At 49.8% G+C, this 25,216-nt stretch carries 27 protein-coding genes and 1 pseudogene; 20 read left to right on the top strand and 8 right to left on the bottom strand.

Annotated features, from left to right (window positions below; genetic code table 11):
- Positions 1 to 2: 2 nt before the first annotated feature.
- Genes SPUTW3181_RS02305 through SPUTW3181_RS02290 form a run of 4 tightly spaced genes read right to left on the bottom strand, consistent with a single transcriptional unit; the run spans position 3 to position 2,995 of the window.
- Positions 3 to 230 (bottom strand): type II toxin-antitoxin system RelE/ParE family toxin, encoded by a 228-nt coding sequence (locus tag SPUTW3181_RS02305; protein WP_264637405.1) that lies wholly within the window; start codon positions 228 to 230, stop codon positions 3 to 5.
- Between the two features lie 41 nt (positions 231 to 271).
- Entirely contained in the window at positions 272 to 1,561 is a 1,290-nt protein-coding gene (locus SPUTW3181_RS02300; protein ID WP_011918377.1) for an ISL3-like element ISPpu12 family transposase, read from the bottom strand.
- A 21-nt stretch (positions 1,562 to 1,582) separates the two neighbouring features.
- Positions 1,583 to 2,095, bottom strand: a complete 513-nt coding sequence (gene lspA, locus SPUTW3181_RS02295) for a signal peptidase II (RefSeq protein ID WP_011787807.1) — start codon at positions 2,093 to 2,095, stop codon at positions 1,583 to 1,585.
- Between the two features lie 3 nt (positions 2,096 to 2,098).
- Entirely contained in the window at positions 2,099 to 2,995 is an 897-nt protein-coding gene (locus SPUTW3181_RS02290) for a cation transporter (RefSeq protein WP_011787806.1), read from the bottom strand.
- Between the two features lie 95 nt (positions 2,996 to 3,090).
- Here SPUTW3181_RS02290 and cadR point away from each other — a divergent pair, with 95 nt between their 5' ends.
- Together cadR and SPUTW3181_RS02280 are read left to right on the top strand one after the other, a co-directional pair.
- Positions 3,091 to 3,498, top strand: a complete 408-nt coding sequence (cadR, locus tag SPUTW3181_RS02285; protein ID WP_004364961.1) for a Cd(II)/Pb(II)-responsive transcriptional regulator — start codon at positions 3,091 to 3,093, stop codon at positions 3,496 to 3,498.
- A gap of 248 nt (positions 3,499 to 3,746) precedes the next feature.
- Positions 3,747 to 4,628, top strand: a complete 882-nt coding sequence (locus SPUTW3181_RS02280) for a PocR ligand-binding domain-containing protein (RefSeq protein WP_011787829.1) — start codon at positions 3,747 to 3,749, stop codon at positions 4,626 to 4,628.
- A 526-nt stretch (positions 4,629 to 5,154) separates the two neighbouring features.
- Here SPUTW3181_RS02280 and SPUTW3181_RS02275 read toward each other — a convergent pair.
- The gene (locus SPUTW3181_RS02275) at positions 5,155 to 6,186 is read right to left on the bottom strand and encodes an IS630-like element ISSpu2 family transposase (protein ID WP_011787828.1); all 1,032 of its coding nucleotides are present in this window, start codon (positions 6,184 to 6,186) and stop codon (positions 5,155 to 5,157) included.
- 242 nt (positions 6,187 to 6,428) lie between these two features.
- Positions 6,429 to 7,031, bottom strand: coding sequence for a site-specific integrase (locus SPUTW3181_RS02270; RefSeq protein ID WP_011787827.1), 603 nt, complete (start codon positions 7,029 to 7,031; stop codon positions 6,429 to 6,431).
- 151 nt (positions 7,032 to 7,182) lie between these two features.
- On the opposite strand from SPUTW3181_RS02270, the pseudogene SPUTW3181_RS21430 reads away from it, so the two are divergent.
- The 18 genes and pseudogenes from SPUTW3181_RS21430 to SPUTW3181_RS02175 all read left to right on the top strand — a co-directional run.
- Positions 7,183 to 7,703 (top strand): annotated as a pseudogene (locus SPUTW3181_RS21430) (IS1 family transposase); the annotation flags it as partial.
- Positions 7,704 to 7,780: 77 nt separating this feature from the next.
- Entirely contained in the window at positions 7,781 to 8,704 is a 924-nt protein-coding gene (locus SPUTW3181_RS02255; RefSeq protein ID WP_011787825.1) for an IS5-like element IS903B family transposase, read from the top strand.
- Positions 8,701 to 9,084: a PTS system mannose/fructose/N-acetylgalactosamine-transporter subunit IIB gene (locus tag SPUTW3181_RS02250; protein WP_227498154.1), complete on the top strand. Its 384-nt coding sequence runs from the start codon at positions 8,701 to 8,703 to the stop codon at positions 9,082 to 9,084. Before SPUTW3181_RS02255 ends, SPUTW3181_RS02250 begins: the two co-directional genes overlap by 4 nt.
- 15 nt (positions 9,085 to 9,099) lie before the next feature.
- Positions 9,100 to 9,897 (top strand): PTS mannose/fructose/sorbose transporter subunit IIC, encoded by a 798-nt coding sequence (locus SPUTW3181_RS02245; RefSeq protein ID WP_011787823.1) that lies wholly within the window; start codon positions 9,100 to 9,102, stop codon positions 9,895 to 9,897.
- A 10-nt stretch (positions 9,898 to 9,907) separates the two neighbouring features.
- Positions 9,908 to 10,768, top strand: coding sequence for a mannose/fructose/sorbose PTS transporter subunit IID (locus SPUTW3181_RS02240; RefSeq protein WP_011787822.1), 861 nt, complete (start codon positions 9,908 to 9,910; stop codon positions 10,766 to 10,768).
- Between the two features lie 1,012 nt (positions 10,769 to 11,780).
- Positions 11,781 to 12,083 (top strand): propanediol utilization microcompartment protein PduA, encoded by a 303-nt coding sequence (gene pduA / locus SPUTW3181_RS02235; protein ID WP_011787821.1) that lies wholly within the window; start codon positions 11,781 to 11,783, stop codon positions 12,081 to 12,083.
- Positions 12,080 to 12,895 carry a propanediol utilization microcompartment protein PduB gene (gene pduB, locus SPUTW3181_RS02230; RefSeq protein WP_011787820.1) on the top strand — a complete coding sequence of 272 codons (816 nt, stop codon included), beginning with the start codon at positions 12,080 to 12,082 and terminating at the stop codon, positions 12,893 to 12,895. The genes pduA and pduB overlap by 4 nt, the downstream gene beginning before the upstream one ends.
- A gap of 24 nt (positions 12,896 to 12,919) precedes the next feature.
- The gene (locus tag SPUTW3181_RS02225) at positions 12,920 to 15,463 is read left to right on the top strand and encodes a glycyl radical protein (protein ID WP_011787819.1); all 2,544 of its coding nucleotides are present in this window, start codon (positions 12,920 to 12,922) and stop codon (positions 15,461 to 15,463) included.
- 96 nt (positions 15,464 to 15,559) lie between these two features.
- Positions 15,560 to 16,522, top strand: a complete 963-nt coding sequence (locus SPUTW3181_RS02220; RefSeq protein ID WP_023165776.1) for a glycyl-radical enzyme activating protein — start codon at positions 15,560 to 15,562, stop codon at positions 16,520 to 16,522.
- Between the two features lie 34 nt (positions 16,523 to 16,556).
- Positions 16,557 to 17,384, top strand: coding sequence for an MIP/aquaporin family protein (locus tag SPUTW3181_RS02215; RefSeq protein WP_011787817.1), 828 nt, complete (start codon positions 16,557 to 16,559; stop codon positions 17,382 to 17,384).
- A gap of 71 nt (positions 17,385 to 17,455) precedes the next feature.
- The gene (locus SPUTW3181_RS02210) at positions 17,456 to 17,746 is read left to right on the top strand and encodes a BMC domain-containing protein (protein ID WP_011787816.1); all 291 of its coding nucleotides are present in this window, start codon (positions 17,456 to 17,458) and stop codon (positions 17,744 to 17,746) included.
- 27 nt (positions 17,747 to 17,773) lie between these two features.
- Positions 17,774 to 18,640: a BMC domain-containing protein gene (locus SPUTW3181_RS02205; protein ID WP_011787815.1), complete on the top strand. Its 867-nt coding sequence runs from the start codon at positions 17,774 to 17,776 to the stop codon at positions 18,638 to 18,640.
- A gap of 4 nt (positions 18,641 to 18,644) precedes the next feature.
- Positions 18,645 to 19,280 carry a phosphate propanoyltransferase gene (locus SPUTW3181_RS02200; RefSeq protein WP_011787814.1) on the top strand — a complete coding sequence of 212 codons (636 nt, stop codon included), beginning with the start codon at positions 18,645 to 18,647 and terminating at the stop codon, positions 19,278 to 19,280.
- Positions 19,281 to 19,293: 13 nt separating this feature from the next.
- The gene (gene pduM, locus SPUTW3181_RS02195) at positions 19,294 to 19,773 is read left to right on the top strand and encodes a microcompartment protein PduM (protein WP_011918379.1); all 480 of its coding nucleotides are present in this window, start codon (positions 19,294 to 19,296) and stop codon (positions 19,771 to 19,773) included.
- Positions 19,774 to 19,777: 4 nt separating this feature from the next.
- On the top strand, positions 19,778 to 20,056 hold the full coding sequence (locus SPUTW3181_RS02190) for a EutN/CcmL family microcompartment protein (protein ID WP_011787812.1): 279 nt from the start codon (positions 19,778 to 19,780) through the stop codon (positions 20,054 to 20,056).
- A gap of 32 nt (positions 20,057 to 20,088) precedes the next feature.
- A complete protein-coding gene (locus tag SPUTW3181_RS02185; protein ID WP_011787811.1) occupies positions 20,089 to 20,598 on the top strand; it encodes a heme-binding protein in 510 nt (169 codons plus the stop codon).
- Complete coding sequence (locus SPUTW3181_RS02180) at positions 20,595 to 21,989, top strand: aldehyde dehydrogenase family protein (protein ID WP_011787810.1); 1,395 nt, start codon at positions 20,595 to 20,597, stop codon at positions 21,987 to 21,989. The genes SPUTW3181_RS02185 and SPUTW3181_RS02180 overlap by 4 nt, the downstream gene beginning before the upstream one ends.
- 15 nt (positions 21,990 to 22,004) lie before the next feature.
- A complete protein-coding gene (locus SPUTW3181_RS02175) occupies positions 22,005 to 23,117 on the top strand; it encodes a 1-propanol dehydrogenase PduQ (protein ID WP_011787809.1) in 1,113 nt (370 codons plus the stop codon).
- A gap of 272 nt (positions 23,118 to 23,389) precedes the next feature.
- Here SPUTW3181_RS02175 and SPUTW3181_RS02170 read toward each other — a convergent pair whose 3' ends face one another.
- Both SPUTW3181_RS02170 and lspA (SPUTW3181_RS02165) read right to left on the bottom strand, forming a co-directional pair.
- A complete protein-coding gene (locus SPUTW3181_RS02170; RefSeq protein ID WP_011918377.1) occupies positions 23,390 to 24,679 on the bottom strand; it encodes an ISL3-like element ISPpu12 family transposase in 1,290 nt (429 codons plus the stop codon).
- 21 nt (positions 24,680 to 24,700) lie between these two features.
- Positions 24,701 to 25,213 (bottom strand): signal peptidase II, encoded by a 513-nt coding sequence (lspA, locus tag SPUTW3181_RS02165; protein ID WP_011787807.1) that lies wholly within the window; start codon positions 25,211 to 25,213, stop codon positions 24,701 to 24,703.
- Positions 25,214 to 25,216: the final 3 nt, after the last annotated feature.

Genomic DNA, 25,216 nt, shown 5'->3' with positions numbered 1-25,216 from the left:
CATCAAATAATTTCCCGCTCCGCGAGATGTGCAAGTGGAACCATACTTTTATGTAAGATCCCAAATACAACGAATTGATGCTCATGTTGGATGTAATAGATGACATGACTTGAATAAGGGAAGCTAAACACATTCATGCGTACCTCGGGTCTATTTTTCCCAAGGGTGGGTGTTTCAGCCAGCAGTTGAATCGTTTGTCTAAGTCCTGATAAAGGGTATACGGATTTAATGGTTGATGGGGCACCTTCACCCCATCAATCTGATACCACCCTCAGATGGTTGATAGATCGACTCCGTAGTTGAGTTCCTCTGCGAAGTCCGGCAGTCCGTAACCGATGGTTTTCTTGTAGAAAGGAGAGACCTTCGCAGTCGGTGCCTTCTTCTTGTGCTTCGTGGTGTAGAGCATTCGTGCCCGCATCACCTCGAAGGAGTAACCGCGCCCTTCACGGTTCTTGTCCTTGGCCAGTCGGTTGATGGACTCCGTGTAAGCGTTGGTGACGGGCATGTCCGTCTCGAAGTAGGTCATGGTCTCTTCGCGCCAGTTTCCCACTGCCCTGACCAGATCGCTCCAGACTTCCTTTTGGCCCTTCGGGATGGTGGCTATCCACTCGTCCAGGGCGGCTTCTGCCTGGAGCCGTGTGGTGGCGTCCCAGATGCCGTAGAAGCGCTCCTTGTGCTCGTAGGCGGCCAGCAGTTGCGGGAACGCGCCTGTCCAGGTCTCCATGATGAGGCGCTCCCGGTCTGAGACTTCGTGAGCGCGTTTCAGCAGGATTTTCCGGTCTCCCTTGAGAGTCCGGCTCTGGGACGGTTTCAGCTCCTTTCTGAGGCCCTTGCGCACTCTCTCTAGGGCATCGTTGGCCATGCGCACCACATGGAACTTATCGACCACGATACGGGCCTGGGGCAGCACAGCCTTGACCGCTGCCCGGTAGGGGTTCCACATGTCCATGCTGACGATCTCGACCTTCTGCCGGTCTTTCAGCTTCATCAGGTAGTTGGTCACCACGTTCTGGCGGCGGGTGGCCAGCAGGTCGAGCAGGGTTCGCTCCTCAATGTTGGTCAGAATGCAGCGGTAGCGCTTGTTCAGGTATAGCTCGTCAATGCCCAGGATGCGGGGCGTCTCGAAGCGGTGCCAGCGCCCCAGGAACTCGGCGCGGGCGTTGAAGATGTCGCGCACCGTCTTCTCGTCCAGGCCGGTCTGTGCCGCCACAAAGGTGTAGGGGTGGTTGAAGGATTCCTTCTCCACGTACTCATGCAGCCGCAGTGTCATACGGAATCCGTCCACCATCTCCGGTAGCTGGGGCCTGAATGTTGTCTTGCAGGCCCGGCAGGTGTATCGGCGGCGGACCACCCAGAGAGTGACCCGCTTGCCGTGGATGGGCAGATCACGATAGGGAACGTCACGCTTGCCGAACCGTACGAACTCACCCTGCACGCCGCATTCCTCGCAGGCGATGGGATCGGGCACGTCCACCTGGAAGTGCATTTCGTCGTCGGTTGATTTGCAGCCCAGTACTTGGTATTGCGGCAGGTGAAGGATGTTGTCGGGAAGTTCGGTCATGGTGTTGTATAGGCGTAGGTGTCAGTCAGATCCATCCGGCTCGGCATTGGTGTTTGCTTTTTTACCCAACAAGCTGCTGGAAACTAAAAGTAAGGCACCGAGGACAATTGCAATATCAGCCAGGTTGAAGGCCGGCCAATGCCAGTCTCGCCAATAGAAATCAAAGGAATCCACAACATAGCCGCGAAAGACCCGGTCAATCAGGTTGCCCATGGCGCCACCGAGGATAAGACTGCAAGCGATGGCTTCTCCTTTATGACGATTTTCAAGGATCAGCTTGATCAGAAAAATCGAGACCACTACCGCGATTCCGATAAAAAAGTAGCGCTGCCAGCCTCCACCATTCGCAAAAAGACTGAATGCGGCACCGGTATTCCATACGTGTACCCAGTTAAAGAATGAGGTCACTGAAATAGACTCGCCATATGCCATTGATTGTTGCACCAGCCATTTTACGGCCTGATCAGACGCTGCCAGCAGGCCGGAGATGGACAACAGAGCGTACGGTGACAGATGTTTGCCAAAAATGGACATTGCTTAATCCTTGAGCGCCAGAATGCGTCTAGCACCGTTAAGTACAATTACCCCCGCGATGGTGCCGATAATCAGATCCGGATAATTGGACCCGGTCCACGCGACCAGAGCGCCGGAGGTGATGACCCCCAGGTTGATCACCACGTCGTTGGCCGAGAATATCCAGCTTGCCTTCATGTGCGCCCCGCCCTCCCGATGTTTGGATATGAGCAGCAGACAACTGGTATTGGCAATCAATGCGACGAATGCGATAGCCATCATCACCAGCGATTCAGGCTCACTACCGAATACAAAGCGTCTCACCACCTCTACGAGCACGCCCACAGCCAAGATCAGTTGCAGTACACCAGCAAGATGCGCGGCACGTACCTGCATTTTCACGCTATGTCCAACCGCATAAAGGGCAAGCCCGTACACCGCCGCATCGGCAAAATTGTCCAGGGATTCTCCAATCAGGCCGGTGGACTGGGCGATCAGACCGGCAGTCATTTCCACCACGAACAGAAGTGCATTGATGCCGAGCAACCAGCGCAGGGTCCCGGATTCTTGCTTAGCAGAAGCTGCCGAAAACTCGGCGGCCTTGATGGTCTCCGGATTTGCAGCGACGGTTTCCTGAAGCGAGGCGCCTAGCCCCAAGGTCTTCAGTTTCGAGGTGACGGGCTCGACCTCGCCGTCATGCACGACCTTCAGCCGGCGGTTCGACAAGTCGAAGGACAGCGCCCGAATCTCCTCAAAGCCGTTCAGGGCTAGGCGAATCATTCGTTCTTCTGATGGACAGTCCATCTTCGGCACGGCATAAACACTGACCCATCTCCCTGGCGCCTCGGAGGAGGCCTGTATATCGGTATCCGCTGCGGACGTTGCATCACCGCCACAGGCGCCACCACAGGATTTGCTCATGATACGACTCCACTTGAACAATGTTGTGGTACCATTTAAAACTATAAAGTCACTATAAGGTCAATAGAGTAAAGAATCCGTTGGGGAGGAGGCTGATGCGCATTGGTCAGTTGGCGCAGTTGGTAGGGGTCGAAACACAGACGATCCGCTTCTATGAACAGCAGGGCTTGTTGCCGCCGCCTGATCGGCAGGACAACGGTTACCGTGTCTATACCGAGAAGCATGGTGAGGGGCTGGCCTTCATCCGTCGCTGCAGAATCCTGGGCCTGTCACTGGCTGAGATTCACGAACTACAGAGCTATCAGGACGACCCTCATCAGCCTTGTACCGCCGTCAACGCCTTGCTCGATGATCACATCTCTCATGTGCGGTCGCAGATAACCGCTCTGCAAGCGCTTGAGAAACAACTCGTTTCACTGAGAGCGAGTTGCAACGATGACCGGGAAGTTGAGGCGTGTGGGGTTCTTGCTGGAATTAGCGAAGGAAACATGCACCAGCAGTAGGTGAAGCATCAACCAGATAATCCGATGAGATGCCGGTCTGTCTCACTCTCATGCAAAGGTAAGATCAACCATTTAATCCGCTTACCCATACTTTAAAGCTCAGGCAAGAAAATGTGATGTAGCACAATTTACAACGATTTTAAAAAGAGTATAATTTTCATATGATATAGTCACGAATGTAATGGATTTATCTTTGTGAAAAACCAAGAATAACTAACGGATTACAACTTTTATTGCCAGGTAAAAAAATGAGAAACGCCCACGATATACTTGACAATATTGTATATGATTTTGCCAATGCCACAGGTCTGGGTTCTGTTGCCGTAGATCTGAATGGCAAAGAGATATCCCCATGGTATAATTTTACTTCTTTCTGCCAGCAGGTCAGGCAAATCGCAGCTTACCATCCCTATTGCCAACAATGCGATCGCTGTGGTGGTTTTGAAAGTACGAAAGCAAAACAGATTCAATGTTATCGCTGTCACGCAGGACTCGTAGATTTTTCCATTCCTATTTTCATTAACGGTAATCTGACAGGGTTTGTTTCTTGTGGACAAGCACGTGTTGCAGAAAACTTACCATTACCAAAAATAGTGGAAAACGATAAAAACTTACCAACAGAATCAAAACTTATCGAACTATATCATGAGGTGCCTGAACTGAGCCTGATGAAAATAAAGTCTGCTGCACAGCTCCTGAACCTTATTATAGAGAACTACCTTAGTAAGGAATATAATTTACGTATAGTAAAAAATGTCAGTCCTGTTAAAAATCAGAAACTGGAGACATTGGGTCGACATCAGGCAACAATGGAAATGATACTCAATCACATAAATCAGAATTTCTCTGACAATCTCAATCTTGAACAAATGGCCAGCAAAGCCAACCTGAGTATGTTTTATTTTTCCAGAACGTTTAAGGAGTTGACAGGCACAGGCTTCACTGCTTATTTAATAAATAAAAGAATGACGGAAGCTCATTGTCTCCTTGAACAAACAAACTGGAGCATTGAAAAAATAGCACGAAGTGTCGGTTATAATGATGTCCATTATTTTTCCCGTCTCTTTAAGAAAACGTTCAATAGGTCTCCATCAGAATTCCGAAATCATTCTTCAGGCTTTTCCATGTAAATATCTCGCTTAATCTGTCCATTCACTTTTGAGATCTTCCAACATGTTAATTATGTCTCCTGAGGATATGATTCACCGAATATCAGCTCAGCCCCTCCACCTACCCTAAGTACTTCACTCCCAGTACACCGCATTTCCGTTCAGTTACTTTTGGAAGTTCAAAAGCAACAGGGATGTGAGGAACTCATCCATAACATTCTTAACTCCGATGAAACGATACTTCAGAACCAGAAAAAGACTCAGAAACATGCTGATACTGAATAGACAGTACGACCATGCTTGCGCTTGCGAATCTGCCCACCTACTGCCTGTTCCATTACTTAACATCCCCAGATGGAAGATGTTACTATCGAAACCAGCCGGACGGGGCATTCCTGTCAACCGGGGGCGGTTTGTTTTTGATGTCCCGTTTCGGCTCTGTCAGTTTCAATTTATCGGGTTCCTGTGTTGATCATCCACTATCAGAAGAAATGATTAATCTGTAGCAAGTATCGTGGCTTGTCCTAAATAACTGATCCTAATACCGCTACACTTTAGCCAGCCCGTGTTTTCCACCGGGGAATGGGCTGACGGTATCCATAAAGTGATGAACCTTTTTCAACAGTTGCCACATTGAACGGCACTGGTGATTTCGGGTTATTGTCTCATGAAGCGCCTGCCACAACCGTTCGACATGATTGACCCATGGCGAGTAAACCGGCTGATAAATGACCCTGAACTTCTGGTTTGCTTTCAGCCAGCGCAACGTTTCACGGCTTTTGTGGATAATGTAGTTATCGACAATGAGCGTAATCGTTTTTGCCCGCCGGTATGTCGCCTTAAGATGTTTTAACAGTCTGATAAATAAAGATGAACCTTTACTGTTTCCACCTACGTAGCTGACTTTTCCCGTACCGCTGTGCAGCGCACCGGCAAGATAGTACTTTTCATTCTGGCCCGGTGTGACAACACGTTTTTGCTGCCCGCGTAACTGCCAGTCAGCACCGATTTTCGGGTTGAGATGAATATCCACTTCATCTTCGGAAAACACGGGATTTTCCGCACTGCATTTCGCCAGTGCTTCATGGATAGCGACCATTTTTTCTTCTTTGTGTGGGTCACGGATACGCAGTGTCGGCGCTGCTCTGCGCCATACCAGCCCGGCAGCAGGTAACCATCTCCGGATGGTTGAGGCATGTAGCGGACAACCGGTGACATCACGGATTTTTATCGCCAGCAGTTCGGTACTCCAGCGGGAACGCTGATAACCGAAATCGCCGGGAGAATGCTTCACAAGCTCACGCAGCAATGCGCAAATATGTTCGAACGGCCAGCGCCTGCCACGTCCTGACGGTAATGACTTCAGGCCTTCAGCACCAGACAGAGTGAACCAGTTAATCCAGCGACCAATCGATGAGCGGGCACAGCAGAGTGTTCTGGCCACATGACTGACGCGCTCGCCCCGGTGCAACATCAGCATGGCGGTCAGTCTGCGGGCATAATTTTTATCACGCGTTTTATGGATAGCTTTCTGCATCAGGCGTCGTTCGTCACGGGGAATTGGTGCTATGATCGGCATCGCTCAGTCCGGTTGGTGATTTGGGATATTCAGCGATTGATCAGATCGCACAATTCGGGCTGAGTTCCCTCAAAGTGATCTACTATTCCGAACAGTTATTTAGAAAAAAGCACGGGTAATCTGAAGGTTGGATATGATCGTTAGACAGCATAACCATTGCGTATAACAACAGACGAGTTGAAGGAAAAAAACTGCTAAACCTCCGCTCTTGGCACAGGGCCGCTGTCGCAGCCCTGACAACCTTAGACTTCGATCGATTCAGATATCTCCAGCGCATCATCGACTTCAATGCCCAAGTATCGAACTGTACTTTCCAGTTTCTTGTAGCCCAGAAGGAGTTGGATCACTCTGAGATTCTTAGTTTTTTTGTAGATCAGGTAAGGTTTTGTTCTTCGCATAGAATGCGTGCTGTAAAGTGAATTTTCGAGACCAAGCTTTGCTATCCACCCATGAAAAATTCGGTTGTATTGCCGGGTTGATATGTGTTGGCAAGTACCAACCCGAGACCGGAACAAGAAGTCTTTACTATGCAAATTACCAAGCTTTATCAATGCAGCAACAGCTTCTCTTGTTCCTTTGGTTATCTCAAATTGGACAGGACTACCGGTTTTCTGTTGCAACACCGTTGCTCTGCTTGAAACAGAACTGCCATATGCAACATCTGATACTTTGAGTTTGACCAGGTCACAGCCTCGTAGCTTACTGTCCAAAGCCATGTTGAACAGTGCAAGATCGCGTGTTTTACCTTCCAGCTCAAGTCGAATCCGGATCCCCCAGATATGAGATATCTGAAGCGGCCTTTTTTGACCGATGATACAGTCTTTGTTCCACGGTGACGTTTTCATACTCAAATCTCCTGCAATATGGGAGATTTGAGTATGGTTGTCCCTTAAGAGCGAAGAGCGAAGAGCGGAAGCTAGCTTTATGGGTAATCTATTCCAGGTGATGCTACCAACTTACTGATGTAGTGTATGATGGTGTTTTTGAGGTGCTCCTGTGGCTTCCGTCTCCGTCTGTTGTCCCTCCTGTTCAGCTACTGACGGGGTGGTGCGTAACGGCAAAAGTACTGCCGGGCATCAGCGCTATCTCTGCTCTCACTGCCGTAAAACATGGCAGCTCACCTTCACTTACACCGCATCTCAGCCCGGAACACACCAGAAAATCATTGATATGGCCATGAATGGTGTCGGTTGCCGCGCCACCGCACGCATTATGGGCATTGGTCTCAACCCCATTTTCCGCCATTTAAAAAACTCAGGCCGCAGTCAGTAACCTCCCGGATACAGCCGGGCAGTGATGTCATTGTCTGTGCGGAGATGGACGAGCAATGGGGCTACGTCGGGGCAAAATCACGGCAGCGCTGGCTGTTTTACGCGTATGACAGGATACGCAGAACGGTGGTGGCGCATGTCTTTGGTGAACGCACCATGGCTACGCTGGAACGTCTTCTTGGCCTGCTGTCGGCCTTTGAGGTGGTGGTATGGATGACGGACGGATGGCCGCTGTATGAGTCACGCGGCTTTGTTGAATAAATCGAACTTTTGCTGAGTTGAAGGATCAGATCACGTATCTTCCCGACAACGCAGACCGTTCCGTGGCAAAGCAAAAGTTCAAAATCACCAACTGGCCCACCTACAATAAAGCCCTCATCAACCGTGGCTCCATAACTTTCTGGCTGGATGATGAAGCTATTCAGGCCTGGTATGAGTCAGCAACACCTTCTTCACGAGGCAGACCTCAGCGCTATTCTGACCTTGCCATCACGACTGTGCTGGTCATTAAACGCGTATTCAGGCTGACCCTGCGCGCTGCGCAGGGTTTTATTGATTCCATTTTTACACTGATGAATGTTCCGTTGCGCTGCCCGGATTACACCAGTGTCAGCAGGCGCGCAAAGTCGGTTAATGTCAGTTTCAAAACGTTCACCCGAGGTGAAATCGCGCATCTGGTGATTGATTCCACCGGGCTGAAGGTCTTTGGTGAAGGCGAATGGAAAGTCAAAAAACATGGCCAGGAACGCCGTCGTATATGGCGAAAGTTGCATCTGGCAGTTGACAGCAACACACATGAAATCATCTGTGCAGACCTGTCGCTGAACAATGTGACGGACTCAGAAGCCTTCCCGGGTCTTATCCGGCAGACTCACAGAAAAATCAGGGCAGCAGCGGCAGACGGCGCTTACGACACCCGGCTCTGTCACGATGAACTGCGGCGTAAGAAAATCAGCGCGCTTATCCCTCCCCGAAAAGGTGCAGGTTACTGGCCCGGTGAATATGCAGACCGTAACCGTGCAGTGGCTAATCAGCGAATGACCGGGAGTAATGCGCGGTGGAAATGGACAACAGATTACAACCGTCGCTCGATAGCGGAAACGGCGATGTACCGGGTAAAACAGCTGTTCGGGGGTTCACTGACGCTGCGTGACTACGATGGTCAGGTTGCGGAGGCTATGGCCCTGGTACGAGCGCTGAACAAAATGACGAAAGCAGGTATGCCTGAAAGCGTGCGTATTGCCTGAAAACACAACCCGCTACGGGGGAGACTTACCCGAAATCTGATTTATTCAACAAAGCCCCCAGCCACATGAAGGCCAGCGTGGTCACCGTTGAAAAGATGATAAAAGCATATCACAGTGAACGTTATGAAGGTGTTACCGCTTTTCTTTTATTTGGTAATCCAACAGATGTTCTTCATCTTGTTGAGGGCGGAGTTAAAATTCCTTCAGTAAATATTGGAGGAATGATTTATGAAGAGGGTCGTAAACAACTCACGAAATCCGTCAGCGCAACTCCTGAAGACATCGCGTCGTTTAAAAAACTGCATGAGAAAGGTGTTCAGCTTGAACTACGGCAATTACCCTCTGATTCCGCGGTTGATTTTTATTCTAAAATTGAATAATGAAGGTTAAATGACATGGAAACATATCAAATTATTGCACTGGTCATGGTAGCTGCTTTAGCGGGGATAGGGAGTGTGCTGGACGAAGCTCAGACCCACCGCCCACTTGTGGTTTGTACGCTGGTCGGGATCGTTCTGGGTGATATTAAAACCGGTATTATCTTAGGCGGTACACTTGAAATGATGGCCCTGGGCTGGATGAACGTCGGGCTTGCAATGGCGCCAGATACCGCCATTGCTTCCGTCATTTCAACTATCCTCGTCATTACGACCCATCAGGGCATTGGGCAAGGTATTGCCATCGCAGTCGCCCTGGCAGCAGCAGGTCAGGTCTTAACTATTTTTATCAGAACGATAGCGGTATTCTTTGTCCACAAGGCAGATACCTATGCCGAGTCCGGCAATATTCGAGGTATCGAGTTCATGCATATCAGTGCGCTGTCATTACAGGCATTACGCGTTGCACTCCCCACGCTGGCCGTACTGATGCTTGATGTTACCACCGTTCAGAACGTTCTCAACAGTATCCCGGAAGTCGTCACAAAAGGTCTCCAGATCGGAGGTGGCATTGTTGTCGTTGTGGGTTATGCAATGGTTGTCAATATGATGAATGTCAGACATTTGATGCCATTCCTGTTTGCGGGTTTTCTGATTGCGGCTTTCACCAATTTCAATCTGGTTGGACTTGGAGGGATGGGGTTAGTTGCCGCCATTATTTACCTTCAGGTAAATCCAAGATTTTCTGCGGCCAGTAAAGCGGTAAGTAGCCCATCGAAAGCAACCTTGTCTGATGAAGACGATCTCGATTCCTGAGGAGCCAATCATGTCAATCGATAATACCAATAAAGACACTACTGTTACCGAAAATAAACGCCTTACCTCTGGCGACCTTAGAAGTATGTTTTTAAGATCAAACGTCCTTCTGGCTTCAGCAAACTTTGAACGTGTACAGAATCTGGGTATTTGCTATATCATGATTCCTGCCATAAAACGGTTGTATGCGCCGGGTCCGGAAAGAATAGAAGCTCTTAAAAGACATCTGGAGTGGTTTAATACTCAGCCCTACTGCGCCTCCCCCATATTGGGTGTTGCGGCGGCGATGGAAGAGGAAAAAGCAAACGGTGCACAGATTGAAGGGAATAGTATCAGTGGTGTAAAAATCGGTTTGATGGGTCCCTTCGCAGGTGTTGGAGATCCTATTTTTTGGGGGACTATCAGACCCGTTCTTGCTGCCCTGGGAGCCTCTCTTGCGTTAACCGGAAATATCCTTGGCCCAATCATTTTTTTTGTATTGTTCAACGCAATCCGTTTAGCACTGAAATACTATGGTTTAAATTACGGATACCAGAAAGGAAGAGAAATTCTTAAGGATTTGGGTGGGGATCGCCTTCAGAAACTGACAGAAGGTGCATCAATTCTGGGACTGTTCGTTATTGGCGCCCTGGTTTGTAAGTGGACGACAATTAATGTACCGATTGTTGTATCCCGTGTCACACAGGCAGATGGCCATGTCACAGTAACAACGCTGCAGAACATCTTCGATCAGTTACTTCCGGGAATGCTTCCTTTGGCTCTTACATTGTTAGTTGCAAGATTGCTCAGGAAGAAACTGAGTCCCCTACTATTGATTATGCTTATTTTTGCATTCGGTATTCTGGGTTACTGGGCTGGAATATTGGCTTAATAATAAAACACAAAAACTTGGAGCTCCCCTGTCATCGGGGGAGCCTCCATCATTTCTTCATAAAAAATTCAACTCCATAAACAACACCTGTTTTATTAAATTGTTACTTACTCTCAATATGAAATTCATTAAAGATTTATCCCCAATGAAAATCATACGTGTGACGAGAAGGGTTTAAGTTTTGTGACGCTAGCACAACCTTTTGTAACTCCGATGTACCGCAAAACATAAAAAAGCATGAATTGGAATTCCAGACTGAATTCAGACCTACCCACAGACGATTTTTATATAATACCAAAAAGTATTTCTATTTCTTAGAAAACCCCCATCACCTTAATATACACACATCCTCAGCAGCAGTATTTTGACACGCGGCCATTATTATATTTTATTTAACATTAAACACTCATGAAAATTAAATATTGAGAAACGATCCTGGGGGTACATTTATTTAATAAGAATAAATTTTGACGCTGCTATAAAATTAAATCATTAGATATCAATGGAATACCGCGCATATCACGCATCCATTATCTTGTCTCATGACTTTACCTAAATTTGGTATTACCTCTAAGATTATATATATTCATTTTTTGATATTTGTATCCTCCTGTCGCCTCACTATTCGCAAGTAAGGTTGGTCATAATACAATCATGAAAAAGAGAAGGTCTGGCAATATCACCATCTACGAAATAATCAGAGACCTCTTTTCTATGCTAAACCGCGGACATACAAGCTCTGCCTCGTGGGCAGAAGCAACCACACTCGACAACATAATGCAACAAATAAATTAAAATTATTTTCTTCGCCAACGCAAGAACACACCATCAGTTAAATATTATTTAATTTAAAAAACAATCACATACATTAAAAAATGGCAAATCAACACCTGAAAACGCAATAATGATGCTTCAAAAAAAAAGATCCCCGCAATTATTTTAAAATCCAATCCCTTACCCTTTCCGGGTGAATTATCCCCCACAGACGATTTCCTCCCGGAAGGAGAACAATATGCAACAAGAAGCGTTAGGTATGGTCGAGACCAAAGGTCTGACTGCAGCAATAGAAGCTGCTGATGCGATGGTCAAATCAGCCAATGTCGTGCTCATTGGTTACGAAAAAATTGGTTCTGGTCTGATAACAGTGCTCGTACGCGGAGATGTGGGTGCAGTCAAAGCCGCCACCGATGCCGGTTGTGCCTCTGCTCGTCAGATCGGCGATGTCATCGCTACCCATGTCATTCCACGTCCGCATTCTGATATTGAAAAACTCCTGCCAGCAGGCCTTAAACCATCTGAAGGAGTTAAACAATGAGTAGCGATAACCTCGTAGAAAATATTATCGCCGAGGTGCTCGGAAAAGTCGGGGATTTGAAAACCCCGTCCGCCGCATCCCAGCCGGGGATATCTCAGCAGGAGCCCGCTATCCCAAGAAAACTTTGCGGTTTAACCGAGTTCGTCGGGACGGCAACGGGCGACAGTATCGGCCTTGTAATTGCCAACGTTGACAGCGCCTTGCTGGATGCCATGCATCTGGAGAAGAAATACCGTTCAATAGGCATCCTTGGTGCACGTACTGGTGCGGGCCCACAGATCATGGCGGCTGATGAAGCTGTCAAAGCCACAAATACTGAAGTCGTTGCAATTGAACTGGCCCGCGACACTAAAGGCGGCGCAGGACACGGTTCACTGGTGCTGTTCGGTGGTCAGGATGTTTCCGATGTGAAACGGGCTGTGGAAGTGGCGCTAGGCGAACTTGAGCGTACTTTCGGTGACATTTACGCCAACGCAGCAGGTCATGTGGAACTCCAGTACACCGCACGCGCCAGCTACGCTCTGGAAAAAGCATTTGGCGCCCCCCTTGGACGCGCCTGTGGCGTGATTGTCGGTGCCCCGGCAGCGATTGGTGTGCTGATGGCAGACACGGCGATCAAATCTGCCAATGTGGATGTGGTGGCTTACAACTCCCCGGCAAAAGGCACCAGCTTTACTAACGAAGTTATTCTGATTGTTTCCGGTGACTCCGGTGCTGTGCGCCAGGCGGTGCGTTCTGCACGTGATGTAGGTCTGACTCTGCTGGAAACAATGGGTGGCAAAGCGCCTTCAGCCACAACCCCCTATATCTGATTTCCATGTAGTGGAGAACAAGAAATGAGCCAATTATCACAGGCTTTTGGTGAACCAACTGACCGAATTCGTGCCTTACGGGAACAAATCCTTGATACGACCCCCTGCATTGAGACGGATCGTGCCCGCCTGATCACCGAGTCCTATAAGGAAACGGAATCCCTGCCCATGATCATCCGTCGCGCCAAAGCGCTTGAGAAGATCCTTGCGGAATTGCCGGTCACCATCCGGGCAGGTGAACTAATCGTTGGTAGTCTGACAGTCACTCCTCATTCCACACAAATTTACCCGGAGTACTCAAATCGCTGGCTTCAGGATGAATTCGATCGTCTGAATCTGCGTAAAGGCGACCGTTTTACCATAACCGATGAAGCGAAACAGCAGCTGGATAGCGTATTTGGCTACTGGGAAGGGAAAACAACGAATGAACTGGCTACATCCTATATGTTGCCTGAAACGCTTGATTGCATGGCAGAAAATGTCTTCACTGTCGGCAACTATTACTTTAATGGCGTCGGTCATATAGCCGTGGACTACGCGCGTGTTCTCGCTCGTGGATACAAAGGCATCATCCAGGATGTTGTTGCAGCAATGGCCAGCGCTGATAAAAAAGACCCCGCTTTTCTGAAAAAAGAATCGTTCTACAAGGCGGTCATTATTTCTTGTAACGCAGCAATCAATTTTGCTCATCGTTACGCGGTTAAAGCTCGTACTCTCGCGGAACAGGCCTCACCAGTCCGTAAAAAAGAGCTGCTGAAAATTGCTGAAATCTGTGACAAAGTACCTGAAAATGGTGCAAGTAATTTCTATGAAGCCTGCCAGTCATTCTGGTTTGCCCATGCCATTATTCAACTTGAATCCAACGGGCATTCTATCTCCCCGGCGCGTTTCGATCAGTACATGTACCCTTACCTGGAAAAGGACAGCTCCCTGAGCGAGGAACAGGCGCAGGAATTGCTGGATTGTCTGTGGCTCAAGTTCAACGACGTTAACAAGGTTCGTGATGAAGGCTCGACCAAAGGTTTTGGTGGCTATCCGATGTTCCAGAACCTGATCGTTGGCGGTCAAACCAGCGGCGGACAGGACGCCACTAACAGACTGTCCTTTATGGCCATGACGGCTACCGCCCATGTTCGTCTGCATGAACCTTCACTGTCAGTACGTGTCTGGTCAAAATCTCCGGACGATTTGTTACTGAAAGCCTGTGAAGTCAGTCGTCTTGGTATGGGGATCCCGGCCTATTACAACGATGAAGTTGTTATCCCTGCATTGATTAACCGCGGCCTGACCCTGGAAGATGCGCGGGAATACGGCATCATCGGCTGCGTCGAACCTCAACGTCCGGGAAAAACAGAAGGCTGGCACGACGCCGCGTTCTATAACATGAGTAAGGTACTGGAAATAACCCTGAACAACGGACGCTGCGGGGATAAACAACTCGGCCCCAAAACTGGTGAGCTGGATTCATTCCAGAGTATTGAAGACATCATTGAAGCTTATCGTAAACAGAACGAATATTTTGTCTATCATCTGGCAATGGCCGATAACAGTGTTGACCTTGCTCATATGGAACGGGCCCCCCTGCCGTTCCTGTCCTGTATGGTGGATGACTGTATCAGTCGCGGTAAAAGCGTTCAGGAAGGCGGTGCCCATTATAACTTCACGGGTCCGCAAGGTGTCGGCGTTGCCAATGTGGGCGACTCGCTGATGGCTATCAAACGTCTGGTATTTGAAGAAGGCCAATTATCGCTGGGTCATCTGAAAGAAGCACTGGATGCCAATTTCGGTGTATCTGGCGGGATAGAGAAACCTGACACTATAGCCACTGAAAGTACGCCGAAACAGGATGCAACCTATGAACTAGTCCTTGAGGCCGTGAAGAAAGTGCTGGGCGAAAGCGGCGCACTTGCACTCACCTCACTCAATAGCAACCCACCGGAGCCTGTCAAAGGGGCTAATGCCGGGCTGACAGCAGTGCGTCAGTTACTCATTAATGGCGCCCCCAAGTTCGGTAATGACATTGACGAAGTGGATATGCTGGCCCGTACCGGTGCTGAAATTTACTGTCGCGAGGTAGAAAAATACACCAACCCACGTGGCGGTTTATTCCAGGCTGGCTTATATCCGGTATCCGCTAATGTGGCTCTCGGTGAGAGCGTCGGGGCAACTCCAGATGGACGTCTGGCCGGCCAGCCGCTTCCCGATGGGGTGTCGCCCAGCAGGGGCATGGATACAAAAGGTCCAACCGCTGCCGCCAACTCAGTAGCCAAGCTGGATCACTTCCTGGCCTCAAATGGCACGCTGTTTAATCAGAAATTCCATCCGGCAGCTCTGAAAGGCGATGAGGGATTATACCATCTGGCGGCCTTACTGCGTGGTTATTTCGATCAGAAAGGCATGCATGTTCAGTTCAATGTGATCGACCGTAATACACTGCTGGCAGCACAAAAAGAACCAGAAAAATATCGTGATCTGGTTGTGCGTGTGGCGGGTTACAGTGCGCAATTTGTCTCACTGGATAAAAGCGTACAGGACGATATTATCCTGCGAACCGAACATGTCTTTTAATTGACAGTCGGCCGGATTTCTCAACATAAGGATATTATCTTCTGATGATTGTTTTCCTTGTTTTTACAGACAAGGAAAACACATCCGGCCAATAACATGCTGAATATCAGCATGAAGAAAAGAAATAAAGGTATTGACATGGCGGAAATTGATTACGCGCAGACTGGCACCGTATTTAATATACAAAAATTCTCCTTACATGATGGCCCGGGAATACGCACCATTGTATTCCTGAAAGGCTGTTATCTGGCATGTAAATGGTGCAGTAATCCGGAATCACAGCACACTGAACCGGAAATATTTTACTACGATCGCAATTGTATCCATTGCGGACGCTGCGTATCCGCCTGCCCCGTTGGGGCTATCGATGCCTCACGTCAAGGGCTTATTGACCGGAATGCCTGTATTCATTGTGGAGCTTGCGCTGAGGTCTGCCCGGCTGGCGCGATGGTTCAGTCAGGTAAGAGAATGTCGGTGGTGGAGGTTATAGACGAACTGCGTAAAGATGAGACGCATTATCGCCGCTCCGGTGGAGGTATTACATTGTCCGGTGGCGAAGCACTGGCTCAGCCTGCATTTGCAGCAGCATTGCTGGCCGCCTGCAAAGCCAGAGGATGGCATACAGCGATGGAAACCACCGGAATAGCCTCCCGGGCCGTGCTGGAAAAGGTTATCCCATTGCTTGATATCGTATTGCTCGACATCAAAACCTTTTATAGTGAACGGCATAAGGAATTTACGGGACATCCGAATGAGACGGTTTTACGTAATGCACTGACAATTTCAGAACTGGCAAAGAATGTCGCCGTTCGGATCCCGGTAATTCCTGGATTTAATGATGATGAACAAAGTATCGAAGCTATTGCCAGATTTGTTACGCACATGAAAAATGTATCGCGATTACATTTATTGCCCTATCACAACTATGGCCAGAATAAATATAACCTGCTTGGCAGAACGTACGACATGATTGAAATAAAACCACCGGAAGAAAGTCGTATGCATAAATATAAAGATATTGTGACATCCCTTGGAATCGACTGCGTCATCGGTGGGTAACCGGTAGTTTTTTAAACTTTTGCAGGAAACGATTATGAACACAACCTTACCGACATTAAAGCAGGAGTGCCTTGCCGAATTTCTGGGCACCGGACTCTTTCTGTTTCTTGGTATCAGTTGCCTCGCAGCGATGAAACTGGCTGCCGCCAGTTTCGGTTTGTGGGAGATCTGTATTGTCTGGGGACTGAGTGTCGCACTCGGTGTTTACCTCACTGCGGGAATATCCGGAGGGCATCTTAATCCGGCAGTCACTATCGCATTGTGGCTTTTCGGCAATTTCAGTGCCCATAAGGTCTTACCTTACATCCTGTGCCAGATTATGGGCGCTTTTGGCGGCGCCATGGTGGTCTACCTGCTTTACCACAATCTGTTTATTGATTATGAGCTGGCACACCATATTCAACGCGGCAGCATGGACAGCCTTGCACAGGCGGGTATTTTCACGACGTTTCCCCATCCGGAAATTAATCTGCTTCAGGCTTTTGCCAGTGAAACCATCGGAACGCTGACGCTGATGTGCCTGATCATGGCGCTGACCGACGACGGCAACGGTGTTCCTCGCGGTCCGCTGGCGCCGCTACTGATTGGGATTTCCGTGGCCCTGATTGGGGTTGCCATCGGTGCACTGACGGGTTTTGCGCTGAATCCGGCAAGGGATTTAGGTCCCCGTCTGTTCAGCTATCTGGCTGGCTGGGGTAGTAATGCTTTAACAGGCGGACGTGCATTCCCCTACTTCATTATACCACTCGTCGCACCGATCTTCGGAGCCTGCCTTGGCGCCGCGCTGTATCGCGGTCTGACCAGGTTACCACTTCTGCCGGGCAAGGGGGGCCAGGGAAAAAGTCTGTCGCTGCCGGAATAATTATCTCCCGTCCCGTCAGGGACAGGAGCTGAAGATGAACTTTACACAAGAAACTCAGGAGTAAAAGAGAAATGAACAATGCGCTTGGAATGATCGAAACCTATGGACTGATTGGCGCCATCGTAGGTGCAGATGCCATGGTCAAATCGGCAAACGTCCAGTTGGTGGGTTACGAAAAAATTGGTTCCGGCCTGGTTACCGTCATGGTACGAGGTGATGTCGGTGCGGTAAAAGCTTCGGTGGAGGCGGGCTCCGCAGCTGCAGCCGGTGTGGGCCAGGTGAAATCAACTCACGTCATCCCACGTCCTCATAATGAGGTGGAAACGCTGTTGCCGGTTTATCAGACCGCAACAGCCGAGTGAAAAATTAACAAGGAAAAGGGGGAGCTTGTGCAACATTCTCTTGGCCTTATCGAAGTCTCGGGTATGTCTCTGGCGATAACTGTTGCTGATGTGATGGCGAAAACCGCCCAGATCAGACTGATCGGCGTGGAAAGAACCATCGGGTCTGGCTGGATGCTGGTGAAAATTGCAGGCGATGTTGCTGCAGTGCGTACGGCTCTATCGGCCGGAGAAGAAACAGCCAGAGCACACCAGGGATTTGTTGCCTGCACCACAATCGCCCGGCCAGCGAAAGGAACCGGTGAACTGGTTTCAACAACTAAACCGCCCCGAGCTGAGCCTGTTCAGAAGATAACCGTTCTCCCGGCCGTTGCCCTCACGGCATCCGCCGCCCATACCACAACCGGACCTGAATCCGTTCAGGAGGATCCGGACGCAGAAAAGGCAGTCCCCCCGATCAGGGAGGCTGTCGAGGGAAGCACAGGCAATATCATTCAGGTCGATGCTATCAATGATCCTGTGGAAACGGCCAGGGAAATCAGTAAACCAAACGCTTCAGCAAAGTCTCCTCCTGCTGAATATGGTGAAAAACAATCTGTGGCGACGGTCAAAGCATTTCCGGTCATGGGAGATATCGCTACTGACCTCGATATTCCGACAGCGTCAGCGAGATCCGTTGCCGTTGCGCAGCAGGTTAAACCCGGAATATCTCTGCATCAGTTTCATTATCAGGAAAAACCTGATGATGAAACTGCAGATGCGGGTAGCCAACAGACAGGTGAAACAAAACAGGCTGTCGCCATATCAGCAAAATTACTGGTGACATGCAAAATCTGTGGAGATCCTTCATGTCCGCGACATAAGGGCCAGCCACGCAGTAGATGTATTCACAATCAGAAATCGGTATTGAGGTAAATCAATGGATCACGATCTGATCACAAAACTGACCGGTCAGGTAATTGCGCAGATGCGGCAACGAACGATTCCGCTGGGTATATCAAACCGGCATGTTCATTTGTCGGCAAAAGATTACCAGAGTCTGTTTCCCGGACAGACTCTGAAAATTAAAAAGCCCCTTGGTCAGCCCGGGCAATTTGCGGCAGAGCAGACCGTTTCCTTAATCGGTCCAAGAGGTCAGTTGAAAAACGTACGGATACTGGGGCCGTTGCGGGGACAAACACAGGTGGAAATCTCGTACACCGATGCCAGGCAAATTGGCCTGACGGCGCCACTCCGCCTGTCAGGTGATCTGACCGGAAGTGTCTCTGTCACACTCAAAAGCGAGGCCGGAGAAATTAATCTCACCGAGGGAGTAATCATCGCTCGCAGACATATTCACATGTCGCCACTGGACGCTGCGATATTTGGCGTAACACAAGGAGAAACGGTGAAAGTCGGGATTGAGGGCACCGATCGAAAACTGATTTTTGATGATGTCTGTATCCGGGTTGCTGAGGATATGCGTCTTGAAATGCATATTGATACTGATGAAGCGAATGCTGCCGGTATTGATGGAGGCCAGGCAGTGGCAAGACTTCTCCTGACAAAACGCTAATGCAGGTGTGCCTATGCTGGACATGATCGTCTCAAGGGTCATTACACTTTTACAGGGAAGGGAAAGCCGGAGTTTACGGGTGACCCAGGCCGAGCTGGCGGCAGGCTTATCAAAAACGGTTTATTTGCATAATGCACAACTGATATTGCCCTTACCTGATCTGGCTTTTATTCAGAGTCTGGTTGCCTATGATCACCACCACCCGGCAGTGTCGACTGTCCTGGAAGCATGGGCATATGGCGTAAGGTTACACCTTCAGATCCACCAGCAATTACTGACCGCACTGCCACTGCGAGAGTTACGCCGCCTTCCGGTCACACTCACTGACCATATGAGTACACCGGTGAAACTGGCAGCTGCAGCTGGCCTCAGCTATGCCAGCGTTATTCACTGGCACGATTGCTGGGTTTTACTGGAAAAGCAGACGCTGATTACCGCCCTCGCCCGGGAAGTAATGGAAAGACAGAACATCAAACTAATATGGCAGGAGTAATGCAATGCAACTGGCGAAAGTCGTAGGGTCAGTGGTGTCGACGCAAAAATCTGCGTCCCTGACAGGTAAAAAATTGATGGTCGTTACTTTAGTTAATCTGGACGGCTCCACACCGCTTTTCCAGGAAAACACCCTGGAGGTTGCTGTGGATTCTATGGGAGCAGGTGAAGGTGAGCTGGTTCTGGTCAGCCGTGGCTCTTCAGCCAGAAAGATCTTTCCGGAACCAAATCAGGCCATTGATCTTGCCATCGTCGGCATCGTCGATACCATCGACCGGTTTTAGCCCCGGTCGGCTGTTACAGGAGAAACAGAGCTATGCCAGAACAGGATATAGCATCCCTTATCAGCGAGCATCGCATATTGCTGGAGGAGGCCGTCCGCGAAGTTATCCGTCGGTACCCGCAGTCACTTTCGCCATCGGAAAACTTCAGTAAGCACATTTTCAGTTCAGAGCAGTTGAAAAACATTATCGATACTGTTCTGGCAGAGGCGTGGCAGCAAAGCGCCATGGTAGTTATCACCTTGTGTGACGAAAAAGGCGAATGTGTTCTGACTTACCGCATGCCAGGTACATCGGCAGAAGATATTGCTGTCGCCGGGCGTGCAGCCGAAGCCGCGGTAAGTTTCGCTAAAGAAAATAAACAGATCATTGACCCCACACTACATAACGTTATTGGCGGGATTGATACCTCCCGCGGAGGCTGTGTCGTGTATTGTGCGGGGAAAGTGATCGGCGGGATCGGAATTAGCGGCGCATCCGCTGAAAAAAATCATCTTATTGCATTACGGGCTGTCGACAGCCTTAAATCAGGGAGTCAAAAATGAATACCACTGAACTGGAGAATATGATCCGCAATATTCTTGCTGATAATCTGAAAGGGACCGCTACTGCCCCTGGAAACATTCAGCACACTATCTTCGCTCGTGTGGAAGATGCTATCACTGCCAGCTACGATGCCTATAAAAAATACATGGCAGAACCTCTGGCACTTCGAACCAGGATCATTACAGCCCTGAAGGAAGAGCTGGCACCCTGGATCAAAGAGATGTCCGAACGCGCCGCAGAAGAAACCGGCATGGGTAATGCACCCGACAAAATCAGTAAAAACACTGCGGCACTGAATAATACTCCGGGGATTGAGGATTTGACCACAAGCGCCCTGACTGGTGATGGTGGCATGGTTTTATTCGAACTATCTCCCTTCGGAGTCATTGGCGCTATCGCCCCCAGCACCAATCCGACCGAAACTATCATTAACAACACCATCAGTATGCTGGCCGCTGGTAATGCTGTCTACTTCAGCCCCCATCCGGGCGCAAAAAAGGTATCCTTGTGGCTTATTGAAAAAATCGAAGACATCATTTATCGGGTAAGCGGGATCCGCAATCTGGTTACCACCGTAGCAGAGCCCACCTTTGACGCTACTCGCGAAATGATGTCAGATCCGCGCATTGCTCTGCTTGCGGTTACAGGTGGTCCGGCAATTGTCAATATGGCCATGAAAACCGGTAAAAAAGTTATCGGTGCTGGCCCTGGTAACCCCCCTGTACTGGTGGATGAGACTGCCTGTCCGGTCAAGGCTGCCAAAGATATCGTTGATGGTGCCTCTTTCGATCATAACGTCCTTTGTATCGCCGAAAAATGCGTCATCGTAGTAGATAGCATCGCCGATCGCCTCATGGATAATATGCAGAAAAACGATGCCTTTCTGGTAAAAACGCCCGGTGATATTGCCAGACTGCGCAAGGTCGTTATCAATGACAAAGGAGAAGCAAACAAGAAACTGGTAGGTAAAAGTCCGGCAGTGATCCTGCAGGCTGCTGATCTGAACACATCAACAGCACCGCGACTGATTATTGTAGAAGTGGAGCAGGACGATCCGCTGGTGATGGTCGAACAATTAATGCCAGTTCTGCCTGTTGTACGGGTCAGTGATTTCGAGACAGGACTGGCACTGGCTCTGAAGGTGGAAAACGAGCAGCACCATACCGCCATAATGCATTCTCAGAATGTTACCCGTCTGAACCTGGCTGCGAAGACCATGCAGACTTCAATATTTGTGAAAAATGGCCCTTCCTATGCCGGACTGGGCATAGGTGCCGAGGGTTTTACCACCTTTACTATTGCGACACCCACTGGCGAAGGGACAACATCAGCACGGAGCTTCGCCCGTAAACGCCGTTGTGTGCTGACCAATGGATTTTCCATTCGCTAAGTGGAGGATGTGAAGATGTCCCTGTTCACGGTAAAAACGCGGGTATATAGCGGAGCCGACAGTTTAACCTGGCTCAGAACGCTCCACGGTAAAAAGATCTGGATTGTCTGCGATGGTTTTCTGGCTGGCAGCCCCAATCTGAAAATGGTCACCGACAATATCCACGAGGACAACACTGTCGGTCTGTTTAGCGATATCATCCCCGATCCGCCTGTCGCTACAGTGGCGGCTGGTATTGAGGCTATGAGTGCGATACAGCCGGATGTAGTGATCGGTTTCGGCGGTGGGTCGGCACTGGATTCAGCAAAGGCGATAATTTTCTTTGGCCGCAAGCTTGGCATTATGGTTGAGAACTTCGTTGCAATCCCCACTACCAGTGGTACGGGTTCTGAAGTCACCAGCGCCAGTGTTATCAGCGATCCGGCCAGCAGAATAAAATACCCGTTGTTTGATGACAGTCTTTACCCTGATATAGCGCTTCTTGAACCGCGACTGGTGCTAAGCGTACCACCGGCAGTAACAGCCAATACCGGGCTTGACGTACTGACGCATGCACTTGAGGCATATGTGGCCAAAGGCGCAACGGACTTTACTGATGCACTGGCAGAAAAAGCAGCACAACTGGTCATCAGTTTCCTGCCCGTCGTATATCGGGACGGTAATGAACTGGAAGCTCGAACCCGGATGCATAATGCTTCCACGCTGGCCGGTATCGCCTTCAGCCAGGCCGGGCTGGGAATGAACCATGCCATTGCTCATCAACTGGGTGGTCAACTGCACATACCCCATGGACTTGCCAACGCGCTGTTGCTGTGCCACGTGATCCGGTTCAACAGTCGTGATTTAGCCGTTCGTGCAAAATATGCACGGTTAAGTAAACTGTGTGGCCTGGCAAACTTCCAGTCGGCGGATGAGTATTGTGTCGCGAGTCTAATCACCCATCTGCACAATCTCATGAAGCAGGTTAATGTCGCAGACAACCTTAGCGCATTAAACATCACTCGCGAACAGGTAACGACTGCTGAAAATGCCATGATTACAGCCGCTTTACAAGATGCCTGTCTATCCACCAATCCGGTAACCGTATCGGATACGGATATACGTGCTATTCTTAGAGCGATTATATAGAGTCAGGATCAGAAAATTTAAGCCGGAAAAAACTGTTAAGTTACGTGATTTTTTCCGGCTTCTTTTTTAATTTTCAATCCCCCGAACATGTTATATAAATCATATCCGTTTCCTGGATACTGGATTACCATTACAGAATAATCCCCTTTAAATCAATCCAACCAAATGATGGTCATTCAATGAAAATGACTCAGATCAAGAAATTAATACTTTAGGGTATACGGATTTAATGGTTGATGGGGCACCTTCACCCCATCAATCTGATACCACCCTCAGATGGTTGATAGATCGACTCCGTAGTTGAGTTCCTCTGCGAAGTCCGGCAGTCCGTAACCGATGGTTTTCTTGTAGAAAGGAGAGACCTTCGCAGTCGGTGCCTTCTTCTTGTGCTTCGTGGTGTAGAGCATTCGTGCCCGCATCACCTCGAAGGAGTAACCGCGCCCTTCACGGTTCTTGTCCTTGGCCAGTCGGTTGATGGACTCCGTGTAAGCGTTGGTGACGGGCATGTCCGTCTCGAAGTAGGTCATGGTCTCTTCGCGCCAGTTTCCCACTGCCCTGACCAGATCGCTCCAGACTTCCTTTTGGCCCTTCGGGATGGTGGCTATCCACTCGTCCAGGGCGGCTTCTGCCTGGAGCCGTGTGGTGGCGTCCCAGATGCCGTAGAAGCGCTCCTTGTGCTCGTAGGCGGCCAGCAGTTGCGGGAACGCGCCTGTCCAGGTCTCCATGATGAGGCGCTCCCGGTCTGAGACTTCGTGAGCGCGTTTCAGCAGGATTTTCCGGTCTCCCTTGAGAGTCCGGCTCTGGGACGGTTTCAGCTCCTTTCTGAGGCCCTTGCGCACTCTCTCTAGGGCATCGTTGGCCATGCGCACCACATGGAACTTATCGACCACGATACGGGCCTGGGGCAGCACAGCCTTGACCGCTGCCCGGTAGGGGTTCCACATGTCCATGCTGACGATCTCGACCTTCTGCCGGTCTTTCAGCTTCATCAGGTAGTTGGTCACCACGTTCTGGCGGCGGGTGGCCAGCAGGTCGAGCAGGGTTCGCTCCTCAATGTTGGTCAGAATGCAGCGGTAGCGCTTGTTCAGGTATAGCTCGTCAATGCCCAGGATGCGGGGCGTCTCGAAGCGGTGCCAGCGCCCCAGGAACTCGGCGCGGGCGTTGAAGATGTCGCGCACCGTCTTCTCGTCCAGGCCGGTCTGTGCCGCCACAAAGGTGTAGGGGTGGTTGAAGGATTCCTTCTCCACGTACTCATGCAGCCGCAGTGTCATACGGAATCCGTCCACCATCTCCGGTAGCTGGGGCCTGAATGTTGTCTTGCAGGCCCGGCAGGTGTATCGGCGGCGGACCACCCAGAGAGTGACCCGCTTGCCGTGGATGGGCAGATCACGATAGGGAACGTCACGCTTGCCGAACCGTACGAACTCACCCTGCACGCCGCATTCCTCGCAGGCGATGGGATCGGGCACGTCCACCTGGAAGTGCATTTCGTCGTCGGTTGATTTGCAGCCCAGTACTTGGTATTGCGGCAGGTGAAGGATGTTGTCGGGAAGTTCGGTCATGGTGTTGTATAGGCGTAGGTGTCAGTCAGATCCATCCGGCTCGGCATTGGTGTTTGCTTTTTTACCCAACAAGCTGCTGGAAACTAAAAGTAAGGCACCGAGGACAATTGCAATATCAGCCAGGTTGAAGGCCGGCCAATGCCAGTCTCGCCAATAGAAATCAAAGGAATCCACAACATAGCCGCGAAAGACCCGGTCAATCAGGTTGCCCATGGCGCCACCGAGGATAAGACTGCAAGCGATGGCTTCTCCTTTATGACGATTTTCAAGGATCAGCTTGATCAGAAAAATCGAGACCACTACCGCGATTCCGATAAAAAAGTAGCGCTGCCAGCCTCCACCATTCGCAAAAAGACTGAATGCGGCACCGGTATTCCATACGTGTACCCAGTTAAAGAATGAGGTCACTGAAATAGACTCGCCATATGCCATTGATTGTTGCACCAGCCATTTTACGGCCTGATCAGACGCTGCCAGCAGGCCGGAGATGGACAACAGAGCGTACGGTGACAGATGTTTGCCAAAAATGGACATTGC

It is taken from the genome of Shewanella sp. W3-18-1 (assembly GCF_000015185.1).
GTDB lineage: Bacteria > Pseudomonadota > Gammaproteobacteria > Enterobacterales > Shewanellaceae > Shewanella > Shewanella putrefaciens.
The sequence above is the reverse complement of the archived record's forward strand: the minus strand, read 5'-3'. Positions and strand labels throughout refer to the sequence as shown.